Origin of the sequence: Actinospineispora acaciae DSM 45401 (genome assembly GCF_000620785.1) — a bacterium.
In the GTDB taxonomy this organism is placed as follows: Bacteria; Actinomycetota; Actinomycetes; order Mycobacteriales; family Pseudonocardiaceae; genus Pseudonocardia; species Pseudonocardia acaciae.
In genome coordinates, this window is sequence record NZ_JIAI01000004.1 from 300,493 (window position 1) to 313,783 (window position 13,291).

At 69.0% G+C, this 13,291-nt stretch carries 10 protein-coding genes; 7 read left to right on the plus strand and 3 right to left on the minus strand.

Annotated elements, in window-relative coordinates; translation table 11 throughout:
- Positions 1–11 precede the first annotated feature (11 nt).
- Together N912_RS0121585 and N912_RS0121590 are read left to right on the plus strand one after the other, a co-directional pair.
- On the plus strand, positions 12–923 hold the full coding sequence (locus N912_RS0121585) for a LysR family transcriptional regulator (protein ID WP_028924039.1): 912 nt from the start codon (positions 12–14) through the stop codon (positions 921–923).
- A 149-nt stretch (positions 924–1,072) separates the two neighbouring features.
- The gene (locus tag N912_RS0121590; RefSeq protein WP_028924040.1) at positions 1,073–2,158 is read left to right on the plus strand and encodes a tartrate dehydrogenase; all 1,086 of its coding nucleotides are present in this window, start codon (positions 1,073–1,075) and stop codon (positions 2,156–2,158) included.
- Between the two features lie 11 nt (positions 2,159–2,169).
- Here the strand turns inward: N912_RS0121590 and N912_RS53635 are convergent, their stop codons facing one another.
- A complete protein-coding gene (locus N912_RS53635) occupies positions 2,170–3,705 on the minus strand; it encodes a peptide deformylase (RefSeq protein WP_245645369.1) in 1,536 nt (511 codons plus the stop codon).
- Positions 3,706–4,205: 500 nt separating this feature from the next.
- On the opposite strand from N912_RS53635, the gene N912_RS53640 reads away from it, so the two are divergent.
- From N912_RS53640 to N912_RS53645, 3 genes are all read left to right on the plus strand, one after another.
- Positions 4,206–5,318, plus strand: a complete 1,113-nt coding sequence (locus N912_RS53640; protein ID WP_037065816.1) for a HesA/MoeB/ThiF family protein — start codon at positions 4,206–4,208, stop codon at positions 5,316–5,318.
- 106 nt (positions 5,319–5,424) lie between these two features.
- On the plus strand, positions 5,425–7,758 hold the full coding sequence (locus N912_RS0121605) for an ATP-binding protein (protein ID WP_051580565.1): 2,334 nt from the start codon (positions 5,425–5,427) through the stop codon (positions 7,756–7,758).
- A 153-nt stretch (positions 7,759–7,911) separates the two neighbouring features.
- Positions 7,912–10,110 (plus strand): ATP-binding protein, encoded by a 2,199-nt coding sequence (locus tag N912_RS53645; RefSeq protein WP_084211075.1) that lies wholly within the window; start codon positions 7,912–7,914, stop codon positions 10,108–10,110.
- A gap of 24 nt (positions 10,111–10,134) precedes the next feature.
- On the opposite strand, the gene N912_RS0121615 is transcribed toward N912_RS53645, so the two are convergent.
- Positions 10,135–11,046, minus strand: a complete 912-nt coding sequence (locus tag N912_RS0121615; RefSeq protein WP_028924042.1) for an LLM class F420-dependent oxidoreductase — start codon at positions 11,044–11,046, stop codon at positions 10,135–10,137.
- 15 nt (positions 11,047–11,061) lie between these two features.
- Entirely contained in the window at positions 11,062–12,009 is a 948-nt protein-coding gene (locus N912_RS0121620) for a PLP-dependent cysteine synthase family protein (protein WP_028924043.1), read from the minus strand.
- A gap of 65 nt (positions 12,010–12,074) precedes the next feature.
- Between N912_RS0121620 and N912_RS53650 the strand changes: the two genes are divergently transcribed.
- Together N912_RS53650 and N912_RS53655 are read left to right on the plus strand one after the other, a co-directional pair.
- Positions 12,075–12,752, plus strand: a complete 678-nt coding sequence (locus N912_RS53650; RefSeq protein ID WP_051580567.1) for a winged helix-turn-helix transcriptional regulator — start codon at positions 12,075–12,077, stop codon at positions 12,750–12,752.
- Between the two features lie 68 nt (positions 12,753–12,820).
- A complete protein-coding gene (locus N912_RS53655) occupies positions 12,821–13,291 on the plus strand; it encodes a MarR family winged helix-turn-helix transcriptional regulator (protein ID WP_037065818.1) in 471 nt (156 codons plus the stop codon).

Here is a 13,291-nt window from a genome sequence, read left to right on the forward strand (position 1 = left end):
GGTGGATCGTGATGGACGCGCGCCAGCTCGAGTACTTCCTGGCGATCGTCGAGCACGACGGTTTCGGTCGCGCCGCGCGCACGCTGCACATCGCCCAGCCGTCGCTGTCCCAGGCCATCGCCGGCCTGGAGCGCGAGCTCGGCGTCCGGCTGTTCCACCGCATCGGCCGGGGCGTGGTGCTCAGCGACGCCGGCGCCGAGCTGATCGACCCGGCCCGCCAGGTGCTGCGCGACCTGCGCACGGCCCGGTCCACCATGGAGTCGCTGAAGGGCCTGCGGCGCGGGCGCGTCGAGCTGGTCACCATGCCCACCCCGGGCATCGAGCCGCTGGGCGCCCTGACCCGCGCCTTCACCCACCGCCACCCGGGCATGACGGTCAGCGCCGGGGCGGCGTTCACCGCGGACGAGGTGGTGGAGAAGGTTCGCCAGGGCGCCTGCGAGCTCGGCCTGGTCGGGGCCCCCGGGCCGCTGCGCGCGCCGGGCCTGGACGTGCTGCCGCTGGAGGACCAGGCGTTCGTCCTGGTCGGGCGGCCCGGGCCGGAGTTCCCCGACGGCGACCCGGTGCCCCGCGCGGCGCTGGCCGGGTCCCGGATGATCGTCTCCCCCGCCGGCAGCCTGATGCGCCAGGTCGTGGACGACATCCGGGCCGACGGCGCCGACCTGCACATCGTCGCCGAGGTGGCCCACCGCACCTCGATCCTGCCGCTGGTCATGCAGGGCGTCGGCCTGGCCGTGCTGCCTTCGGCGTGGGTGTCGCTGGCCCGCCGCGCCGGCGCGCGCGCCGTGCGCATCGACCCCCCGGCCCACCTGGACGTCGCACTGCTCAGCCGCTCCGCCCCGCTCACCCCCGCCGCCAGGGCGTTCCTCGCCACCGCCCGCGCCTACACCCCCGCCGACCACCTGTCCGAACCCGTGAGTGGCTAGGGGCGTCATAGCACCCCTAGCCACTCACGGCCTTTGAACAGGCTACATAGGAAACACCTATCAAAAGCATCGGCAGCGCATCTTGGACGCGCGGCGCCGCCGAGGGCTTCACTCGTGTCACCGCACCCCCAGGCCAAGGAGCCACGCCGATGTCAGCACCGCCCGCGCCGCGCACGTTCAGGATCGCCGCCATCCCCGCCGACGGCGTGGGCATCGAGGTGGTCGCCGCCGGGCGGGCGGTGCTCGACGCGCTCGCCGCCGGCTCGGACGGCGCGTTCGCGTTCGACTGGACCGAGCTGCCGTGGGGATGCGGCTACTACGAGCGGACCGGCCGGATGATGGACGAGGACGGCCTGGAGGTCCTGCGGGGGTTCGACGCGCTGTACTTCGGCGCCGTGGGGTGGCCGTCGGTCCCCGACCACGTGAGCCTCTGGGGGCTTCGGCTGAAGATCTGCCAGGGCTTCGACCAGTGGGCCAACGTCCGGCCGGTCCGGTTCCACCCGGGCGTCGAGTCCCCGCTGCGCAGGGCCGACGAGCACCCGCTGGACTGGGTGGTCGTCCGGGAGAACAGCGAGGGCGAGTACGCGGGCCTGGGCGGGCGCAACCTCTCCGCCCGGGGCCCCGGCAACGAGGTGGCCCTGCAGACCGCCCTGTTCACCGAGCGCGGCTGCGAACGGATCATGCGCTTCGCCTTCGACCTGGCCCGCACCCGCGCGGTCAAAAAGGTCTCCAGCGTCACCAAGAGCAACGCCCAGCAGTACGGCATGGTGCTGTGGGACGAGACGTTCGAGCGGGTCGCCCGGGACTACCCGGACGTGACGACCGAGAGCGTGCTGGTCGACGCCATGGCCGCCAAGTTCGTGCTCAGGCCCGAGGACCTGTCGGTGGTCGTCGCGTCGAACCTCAACGCCGACATCCTCTCCGACCTCGGCTCCGCCCTCGCCGGCAGCCTGGGCCTGGCCGCCAGCGCCAACCTCAACCCCGAGCGCCGCTTCCCCTCGATGTTCGAGCCCGTCCACGGGTCCGCGCCGGACATCGCCGGCCGGGGCGTCGCCAACCCGATCGGGGCCATCAGCAGCGCCGCGATGATGCTCGACCACCTCGGCCTGCCCGACCAGGCCGCACGCGTGCGCGCCGCCATCGAGGCCACCACCGGCGCGGGCGTGCTCACCGGCGACATCGGCGGCAAGGCGACCACCGACGAGGTCGTCGCCGCCGTCATCGAGAACCTCTGACCCCGGGTTGGTCAGTATTTCCACGTGGTGTCGGTGCTGCGGTACTGCTCGACGGGGATGGTGTCGAGGCCGGGCCGCATCCGCTCGGTGTAGAGGTAGCCATGGAGGTGATCGACCTCGTGTGCCACCAGGCGGGCGACGCCGCGTTCAAATCGGGTGATCTTCGTGGCACCGTCGACAGTGGTGTGTTTGACGTCGATGACGTGGGCACGAGGAACCTGGCCCCGTACGTCGAAGAAGGAAAGACAGCCTTCGTACTGTTCGTCGACTTCGCCGGCCTCTTCGATGATGGTCGGGTTGAACAGGGTGATCGCTTCGCCGTCGGGTGTCCGCACGATCGCGGCGGCTCGGTCGATGCCGATCTGGGGCGCGGCGAGGCCCATGCCTTTGCCGAAGGTGTGCGCCTTGGCGATGCGTTGGCCCACCGAGTTGAGCGCGGTGGCGACGCGGCGCGCGTCCTCGGCCTCCGCCGGCAGGTCAAACAGGCGCGCGACCCGCTGAAGTGCGGGATCGCCAGCTTGCACGATGCCCAGGGCCACCATCACCTCGCTCGGCCGCGGTGACGGCCCGGCCGAGGTGTCGGCGCGGCCGCGGAAGTCCCACTCAAGACGGTAGCGGGCATGCAGCGGCGGATCTTCGCATGACCAGGAGAACACATGCCTCCGGCCATTTTCCTCAACGGCTTCGGCACGCGTAATGGCGGTGGCGAACGGCATTGGCTGGGCGGTCATCGACATATGCAGGCCCCACGCCGAGGTAACGAGCTCGGCGGGGAAGTTCAGGCACACGGACAAGGTTCGCGTGGGCAGTCGGACCGCCCGCTGATACCAGTTTCCCCAGTGTTCCTCTCGTACCGTGTACTCGTACTCGATCCAGCACGTTTCGTTGGGATAAAGCGGGAAGTGGCTGTGCTCGCCGGAGAAGAGCAGCCACACTTCTTTGAACGCGGCCCGGTCGTGGTGGGCGGTCCAGTCCATCGGGTTGGTACGGCCCTGCCCGTGCCACGCGCGCAGCCCGATCTCATCCCAAGTAAGCGGGTTGTCGCTGTAGAGCTGGTTGGACCGTTGCGGATCGCCTGGAAACCTGTCGACCGAGATCCGGATGAGGTAGCGGGTGATCGGGTCGCTCCCGCGGTTGACCAGGCGTCGGCGCTGGGTCAGCCGATAGATGCCGGCGTCGTAGCGCAGGGTCGCGTCGTCGTGATCAACCACGAGCCCGTGCCCCGTACCGGGCTGCTCGGTCGACTCGGGTGGCAGCGCGGGGCGGGCGCGAGCGGGTCGATGTGCCTCGAAGTCCCGGAAGGCGGCCCGCAGGGCGCCACCGGCTCGCAGTGCGGCCTCGGCGTGCGCCGCGAAAGCCTCGGACGGCCGCTCCGCTCCCGATTCCACTTTGGACACGTAGGAGCGGTCGTAGCCCATCGCCTTGGCCAGGCTCATGCGGGAGTGACCGCGGACGTCTCGCCAGCGGCGCAGCTCGACGGCGAAGGCGTTCACCTCACCGGCCGCGCCCTGCCCGGTCGTAACGTCGGTGTCGGTCGCACGCTGCACTGCGGACCTCCCGGAGCCGTGAGTGGGCATGAACGCACCGTGAGCACGATCTCAGTCTAGAGACACACGGGCAGGTTGCGGTGTCCTCGATCTCCAACACACCGAGACGATGAATTACCGGGGCCGGCCCCAGTCGCCGAGGACCCGGCCCGATCGCGGGCCGGCCTCGGGTGACTCCGGAACTTTCCAGTTGATCCCAGAACTGCTGGGGGAGTCGCACAGTTGCCCGCACTCTGTGAACGCAGCGCGGCGGGCGGGCGCATCTCCCACCCGACGCCAGGTTGTCCGGCGAAGGAGGCGCAGTAATGAACGAGTTGGTGTTTCACCCTTCGTCACCTGGCGAAGACATTCAGACGCAGAGCTGTCTGGGGTCGGCGCGCCTGCGCGGAAACGGGCGCACGTGGGAGGAGGTGGACAGTGATGATCGAGTTGGTTGAGGTCGTCGAGATGGAGCGGAAAATGACCTTCAGCAGCGGCACCTGATCATGAAGAGAGACCCAATGTGGCGTCCACGCGTCAAGCCTGAGCACCGGCCCGTCCGGCACGGCACCGACCGGGTCCGGATCGGCGGCATCGTGCCGGGTATCGCCGCCGATATCCGGGATCCGGACGGGTGGGTGTGGGCATTGCTGGGACTGCTCGATGGGTCTCGGGTGGTGGACCAGGTCGTCGCCGATCTGGTCCACCGCTTCCCGACCCATCCTGCCGATGAGGTGCGTGAGGCGATCGTGGATCTGGATCGTGCGGGGTACCTGGAAGATGCCGCCGAGCCGGCGCCGACCGGGCTGAGTGCGGCGGAGCTGCTGCGTTATGAGCGTGGACTGGGGATGTGGCGGTGGATGGACCGGGCAGCGTGGTCCTCGAGTTGGAAGACGCAGTTGTTGCTGCGACGGTCACGGGTCGTGGTAATCGGTATCGGCGGGGTGGGCTGCACCGCCGCCCTGGATCTGGTGGCGTCGGGGATCGGGCGTCTGCATTGTGTGGAGCCGGATGTGGTGGAGCTGTCCAATTTGAATCGACAGATCCTCTTTACCGAGGGTGATCTGGGCCGGCCCAAGGTGCAGGCGGCGGTGCAACGGCTCAAGGAATACAACTCCGACATCCATATCACCGGTGAGCAGCACAGGGTCGACGGACCGGCGGCGATACGGGAACTGGCGGCAAGCTCCGATGTGCTCCTGCTGGCGGCCGATGAACCCCAGCACATTCGGTCCTGGGCCAACCAGGCGTGCTGGGCGACCGGGACAGCGTGGGTACACGGCGGCTACCACGGGCCGTTGGTCAATATCGGCGTGTACCGGCCGAGCGTCGGCGGGCCGTGCTACGACTGCGCCTACGCGGCGGAACGGGAACACATCGCCGCCCAACCGAAACGTACGTTCTGGACGGCGGATACCTCGCCGCCGCATGCGGCCAGCGCCGTGTCGGCCGGGATCGCGGGGCATCTGGCCGCGCACGCCGTGATGAGCCTGATCACCGGGGTTCCGGCATTGCGGGTCAACAGGCAGTTCGGCGTCAGCCTGGTCACGCTCCAGGACTGCTACGCACTCGGCCCGGACGCACCCCACCCGGGCTGCCCGACATGTGGCCCACATCGGGCTCGGCACCGGTGATGGTCCTCGCCGATGATGTGTCAATATCCACTGGCGCATCACGTCAGAATGGAGATCCCGGGGGTCGTCGAGGGGAACCGGGATATCGCGGTACGGAGCATGGAGCATGGATGAGCTGGAATGGGATGAGCTGAGCACGGTCGGCACGCTTGCCGATTTCGCCGCGTGCCTGCGTCGGCTGGTGCGAGACGCCGAAGGCCACGCCGGCCGGGCCATCGGCCGCGCGGGGCTGGCCAAGCGGATCGGGGTCTCGCTGAGCAGCCTCTATGCGTATCTCAACGGCACCACCCTGATTTCTGACGGCGCGCTGGCCAACCTGGTGCTCGAACTGAAGGTGAATGAGAGGGACGCGCGGCGTGCGCGCCAGGTCCGCAATAACCTGGCCGAACCGCACCCCGGCGTGGTGACCGTGCCGCAGGCGCTACCGCTGGACATCGCATCGTTCACCGGCCGGCTAGGGCATCTCGCCGAGCTGGATCGGCTGCTCGGCGCCACCCGCAAGAACGCCACCGTGGTGATCTCGGCGGTGTGCGGCATCGGTGGCATCGGCAAGACCGCGCTCGCCGTGCACTGGGCACACCGTCGCCGCGCGCGTTTCCCCGGCGGTTGCCTGTACCTCGACCTGCAGGGCTTCCACCCGGAGACGCCCCTGCCACCCGCCGGCGCGCTGGCGGCGTTGCTGCGCCGGCTCGGCGTCCCGGGCAACAGCATCCCGTACGGCCTTGACGAGCGGATCCAGCTCTACCAAACCTTGCTGGCCGGCAAGCGGACGATGATCGTGCTCGACAACGCATACTCCACCGAACAGGTCCGACCGCTGCTCCCGCCGGGCACCTCGGAGTGCTTCGTGGTGATCACCAGCCGGGATCGGCTCACCGGCCTCGTCACCACCCACGGCGCGCATCCGCTGCCGGTGGATGTGCTGTCCGAGGACGAGGCGCGGGCACTCCTGGAAGCCCGCATCGGCACTCGGCGCATGGCCGAGGACCCCGACGCGGTCGCCACGGTTCTCGCCGCATGTGGTGGGCTGCCGTTGGCGCTGAACATTGTCGCCAGCCGAGTGCAGATCAAAATTGACATGTCGCTGACGGAGTTGGCCGCCGAGCTACGCGACAAGATGACACGGTTGAGCGTGCTGGACGACAAAGACCCCGCCGCCAGCCTTCCCGCTGTGCTGTCCTGGTCGCTGCGCGCGCTGAGCGGTGAGCAGATTGGCGTGTTTGGGATGCTTGGAATCGCGCCCGGTCCCGACATCAGTGTTGCCGCCGCGTCCAGTCTCATCGGAATGCCCATTGTCGATACCCGCAGGGCGCTGGATGCGCTGGAGGAGCTCAGCCTCCTGCGAAGGAACCCCGGCGGCCGATACCGGATGCACGGCCTGGTCCGCATCTATGCCCGCGAGCTCGCGACCCGCAAGCTGACCGATGCCCAGCGGAAGGAAGCCCTACGCCGGGTAATCGACTTCTACCTCCACACCGCCTATGCCGGCGACCGTCTTCTCGATCCCAGCGCGGCGCTCATCAAACTTGCCCCGCCGGCTCCCCGTACAACTCATCCCGAGTTCTTTGAGGGACCCCAAGAGGCACTGCAGTGGTTCGAGTCCGAGTACTCCTGCCTCGCGGCCAGCCAAAAAATCGCACTCACGGAACACTGGAACGACCACACATGGCAACTTGCGTGGGCAATGGAGACCTTTCAGGAGATGCACGGACACTTTGAGGATCGAATCAGCGCCTGGCAAGCTGGCCTGGCCGGTGCCCACTGTACGACAAATCCTGTCGCGCATATCCGAGCCCACTGGCGCATTGGCGACGCCTACCGCTGGGAGCGCCCGGTCCCGGACGCCCTTGTTCACCTCAGTCATGCACTCAGGCTGGCCGAAGAGGCCGGCGACACCGTCGACCAGGCGCACATCTACCGGACTCTCGGTCAGCTGCGGGCCGATCGAGGAGAATATCGACAAGCCGTGACATATGCGATCCGATCCGCCCGGCTCTATCGAGACACGGGAATGTCGGTGTTGAAGGCGGTTGCATTAAATCATGCAGGCTGGGCGCTCGCGAACTTGGATCACCTCTCCCTGGCCCGAGCACTCTGCAGGGCCTCTCTCAACCTGCTGGGCGGCAACCCGGACCGCGCACGGGAAGCGAGCACATTGCACAGTCTCGGCTACATTTCTCATCATATCGGCGACTACGCCGAAGCGGTGTCCTTCTATCAGAAGGCCGTCGACATCAGGAACGATCTTGGTTACCGATACCTTCAAGCCGGTTCACTCGATGAGCTCGGCCACACCCACATGGCTCTCGACCAGCTCGATCGGGCTTGTGCCATCTGGACGCAGGCACTGAAGATCTATCGAGAACTGCAACGTGACGACAGGGCGGAACAGGTCCAACAGCAGTTGGGCACGCTTGGCCTACGAAAAGGATCAACGTAGTACTCGCCACCCGCCGCCGCCCCGCCCGGTGGTAGGCGCTCCACGCCCCGGTCGAGTCGTCCAGCGGCAACGACCGTGCGTCGATTCCAACCGTTCGCCGGATATTGAGTAATCGACTCGTTACCGTAGGTTCCACATGATTGAGGGCCGACGATGACGAAAGATCACGAACGGTTCAGCGACAGATGGCGTCGAGCCAGGGGATCGACCGGGGTCGATAACAAGCTGATTGGTTCGAGAGCCGAAGCGGTGGTGCAGGCCCGCTCGATCCAGCACGTGTCGATCGGCGCACCACCCGGCGGCGGGTCCAGGCGGCCGAGGCAGTTGCCCCGGGACGTCATGTTCTTCACCGATCGGGCCGATGAACTGGCCAAGCTGGACGTCCTGCTCGCCGACCGCGCGGGTGACGCCGGTGGGTCATCGGAGGTTGTGATCTCGGTGATCGCGGGGGCGGGTGGCATGGGCAAGACCTCGCTGGCGGTGCACTGGGCGCACCGAGTGCGCGACCGGTTCCCGGACGGGCAGCTGTACGTGAACCTGCGCGGCTACGGACCCAGCTCGCCGCTGACCCCAGCCCAGGCGCTGGAGCAGTTCCTGCGTGCGTTGGGCACCGCCGACGAGGCGATCCCCTCGGATGTCGAGGCGATGGCAAGCTCGTACCGGTCGCTGCTGGCCGACCGGTGGATGTTGATCGTGCTCGACAACGCCACCACCGCCGAGCAGGTCCGCCCGCTGCTGCCGAACACGCCCACCTGCCTGGTCATAGTGACCAGTCGTAGCCGGCTGTCCGGGCTGGTGGCCCGCGACGGGGCGCACCGGGTGAACCTCGACCAGCTTCCTCCCGCCGAAGCGGTCACCCTGCTGCAACACATCATCGGGGCGGCGCGGGCGGACACCGAACCTCAGGTCATCCGCGAGTTGGCGCATCGCTGCGCGGGCCTGCCGCTGGCGCTGCGGATCGCCGCCGAACGCGTCGCCGATCGGCCCCACCGCTCCCTCACCGACCTCGTGGCCGACCTTGCCGACGAACAGAATCGAATGGACATGCTGGCCGCCGACGATGACGACACAACCGCGGTACGCACGGTGTTCTCCTGGTCCTACCGCGCATTGCCCGTCGACACCGCGCGGGTGTTTCGGCTGCTCGGCCTGCACCCTGGTCCCACGATAAGCGCCCCCGCCGCGGCCGCACTCATCGACGCCACCACCAAGCAGGCCCTCCGTCACTTGGACGAGCTAACCGCCGTGCACCTGCTCACCGAGATCGGCCGGGACCGCTACCAGTTCCACGACCTCGTCCGCGACTACGCCGCCGAACAGACCAAGATCCACGAATCCGAACGCGACCGCACTACCATCCTCCGGCGCTCACTTTCCTGGTACCTGCACACCGCATACGCGGCCCAACGGCTCGTATACCCGCATGGCATTGAGCCGCCACCCGATCCACCCGAGGTCGACTGTCGTCCGTTGACGTTCGATTCCCGAAACGACGCCGTGCGCTGGTGCGATCAGGAGTACCCGAACCTCACCGCCGCGGTTCAATCCGCCGCCGAACACGGGCATCACGACCTCGCCGCGCAACTCCCACTCAGCTTCGTGAACTTCATGGACATGCGCGCTCGATGGGCGGACGTGCACACCATGTGCAGTACCGGAATCGCCAGTGCCCGGCAACCGCGGGACACACGGCGCGAGCTGTGGCTGTCGAGCTGGGCCGGCGACTCACGCCTCTTCACCGCGCGGTTCCACGAGGCGATCTCGTATTACCGCCACACACTTGAGCTCGCGCGCGTCAGCGCCGACCGGTTAGGCGAGGGCGGCGCCCTGCACCTCCTCGGAATGACCCTGAACAAGCTCCACCGGCTCGATGAGGCCGCCGACCACTGCGAGCGGGCACTCACGGTCTTTCAACAGATCGGCAACCAGCGTGGCGAGAGCCACACGCTGATCGAGCTGGGCGACATCCTCAGACAACAGCAGCGATTCGAGGAGGCCCTGCACCGCCTGCGGCAAGCGCTGGTCGCCGCCCAGCGAACCAGCAATCAGTTGGCGGAGGCCCTGTCTCGACGTGGATTGGGCTCGGTCTATTCAGATGCTGGCCAGTTCGACAACGCGGTCGAACAGTTCCGCGGATCCATCGCGATCAGTCGAGATCGCGATGACCACTTCAACACCGCCCGAACCCTCCAAGACCTGGGCGACGCGCTCAGCGACGCCGGCCGTGTCGACGAGGCGCACGAGTCCTGGCGGGAGGCGCTCGCGATCTTTGAGGTGGTCAACGCCCCCCAGGCCACCGAGCTCCGCGCTCGCCTGGGCTCACCACCACCTGGAGGTTCTCGGTCCCGGTGACCGAGAACGCCGAGAACCTCTAGGTCATCGCGGCTGGCCCGTAGCCAGGTCGATCACCCGCTCGGCGAGCAGGTCGAACGCCGCGATGTCGTCGCCGTGCGCGGTGTCCAGGGCCTCGCGGCGGTAGGTGTCGAACACGACGGCGTCGACGCCGAGCTCGGCCAGCTCGTGCACATCCGCCCGGATCTGGTCGAGCGAGCCGGTGCCGGCCGGGCGGTCGTCCCCGGGGACCGGCTCGGGCAGGATGCGCAGCCACAGCCGGGGCGCGTCAACCGGGGCCGGGCGGCCGACCTCCTCGGCGAGCCGGCGCAGCTCCCGCTGGCCGCGCCGCACCTCGGCGACCGTGGGGTGCAGCGGGTGCCAGGCCTCGCCGAACCTGGCCACCCGGCGCAGCGCCCTCGGGCTCGCACCGCCGACCCACATCGGGATGTGCGGCTCTCGGCGCGGCATGGGCGCGGTACGGACGTTGCGCAGCCGCACGAACTCGCCGTCGTACGACACCAGCTCGGACGTCCAGGCCGCCCTGATCACCTCCAGGTACTCGTCGGTGATCGCGCCCCGGCGGGAGTGGTCGCTTCCGAGCGCGGCGAACTCCTCGCGCGCCCAGCCGATCCCGACCCCGAGCACCAGCCGTCCGCCGCTGAGCTGGTCCAGGCTGGCCGCCATCCGGGCGGTCAGCAGCGGATGGCGGTACGGCGCGATCAGCACGGTGGTGCCCAGCTCCACGGTGCTGGTCGTGCCGGCCAGGTAGCTCAGGGTCACGAACGGGTCGTAGAACGGCGCCGGATAGGCCGCCGCCACATCCTCGGTGAGCACCACGTGGTCGGAGATCATCAGCAGGTCGAACCCGACCTCCTCGACGTAGCGGCCGCGTTCGGCCAGCGAGTCGGGGGTGGCCCCCGGGCCGTTGTTGATCAGGTTGATGCCGAACCTCACGGCGCTCCCTCTCGGTCAGGTGGACGGACAACCACAGTCGTACACGCCGCTGCCGAGGTACTTCAGCCCGGAGTCGACCAGCAGGGTGGCCACCGTCGCGTCCGGGCCGAGCCGCCGACCGACGCGGATGGCGCCGAGCACGTTCAGCCCGGAGGAGGTCCCGGTGAACAGCCCCTCCTCGCGGGCCAGGCGCCGGGCCATGGCTTCGGCCTCGGCGGTCGAGGCGGTGACGATGTCGTCGACCAGCTCGGGTTGCCACATCGGCGGGAGGTAGCCGATGCCGATGCCCTCGATGCGGTGGGCACCCTTCGGGCCGCCGCCGAGCACCGCGGACTCGGCCGGCTCCGCCGCGACGATCCGCACCCTCGGATCGTGCCGGCGCAGCACGGCGGCGACCCCGCGCAGCGACGCCGAGGTGCCGACGGCCTGCACGAACGCGTCCACCTCGGCGCCGCTCTGGCGCCAGATCTCCTCGCCCATCGGGTGGTAGCCGGCGATGCTGTCGGTGTTGGTCAGCTGGTCGGTCCAGTAGGCGCCCGGTTCCCGGCCGATCTGCCTGGCGGTCTCGATCATCCGCTCGATCAGCTCGCGGGTGATCAGCCCGCCCGGGCTGGGCAGGACCGTCAACCGCGCGCCGAAGGCGGCCATCTGGGCCAGCTTGTCCCGGCTGAACGCATCGGAGGTCACGATCCGCAGCCGGTATCCGCGCGCCGCCGCGACCAGCGCCAGCGAGGCTCCGGTGCTGCCCCCGGTGTACTCCACGATGGTGCCGCCTCGGCGCAGCCGGCCGTCGGCCTCGGCGCGCGCGACCATGGCCAGCGCCATCCGGTCCTTCATGCTCCCGGTGGGGTTCGCGCCCTCCAGCTTCACCACTATCCGCGCGCAGCCGGGCGGCACCACGCTGCGCAGGCGCACCAGCGGGGTGTCTCCGATCGCGTCCAGCACGCTCGTTCCGAGATCCATGCTCCGACCCTCGGGCCGCACGGCGGGGCGTTCCAGTTCAACTCTTGAACCGATAGCCTCGCGGCGTGGCCGGGTACGGGCAGTTCTGCGCGGTGGCACGGGCGTTGGACGTGCTCGGCGAGCGGTGGTCCCTGCTGGTCGTCCGGGAGTTGCTGCTCGGCGCGTCGACGTTCACCGACATCCGCCGTGGCCTGCCCCGCATCCCCCGCGCGACGCTGGCGTCGCGGCTACGCGGCCTGCGCCACGCCGGGGTCGTCGAGCCCACCGACGGCGGCTACCGCCTCACCGAGTCCGGTGCCGCGCTGGCCCCGGTGATCCGGGAGCTCGCGCGGTGGGCCGGCGCCAACGACCGCGCCGCGCTCACCGAGGACGACCTCGACACCGTCGCGCTCACCTGGGACATGCGCCGGCGCGTGGACCCGGCGGCGCTGCCCGCCCGGACGGTCGTGCTCGCCGTCGAGTTCACCGACCGGGCCGCGACGGACCGGCACTTCTGGCTGCACCTGTCGCGCACCGAGGTGAACCTGTGCCGCGAGGACACCGGAGCCCCGGTCGACGTGTGGTTCGCCGCGCCCACCCTGGCCGTCACCGAATGGTGGCTCGGGCGGCTGTCCTGGGCGCGGCTGGTCCGGCGGCCGGACGTCCGGATCCACGGCGACGCGGCTCTCATCGGCCGGATGCGCCACTGGTTCCTGCGCTACGTGTTCACCCCCGAGGCCCTGGAACGGGCACCTCGCCGGTAACCGGCTCGACACTACTTCAGTACTGAAGTAATCTGTCGTCGATTTACTTCAGTACTGAAGGACTTTGGATGATCGAGATCGAGTGGCTCACCGAGGACGAGCAGCGGGTGTACCGAGCGTTCTCCGCGATGAGCAGGGAGCTGTTCAACCACTTCGACTGCGACCTGAAGGCCGACGTGGGCATCCCGCGCACCTACTACGAGCTGCTGTTCGTGCTCGGCTCGGCACCGGAGGGCGGCATGCGGCTCACCGAGCTCGCCCACGCGACCAGGTCGAACCCGAGTCGGATCACCTATGCGGTGGCCCGCCTGGAGCGCGACGGGCTGCTGCGGCGCACCGCCAGCGCCACCGACGGGCGCGCCTGGCACGCCGAGCTGACCGAGGCCGGCGCCGCGACGCTCCAGGCGGCCGCCCGCCGGCACGCGCGCAGCGTGCGCGAGTACCTGCTGGACGAGCTGGGCGAGCGCCAGCGCGAGGAGCTGCGCCGCATCAGCACCAAGGTCCTGGCCCGTATCGAGCGGATCGAGCGGATCGACTAG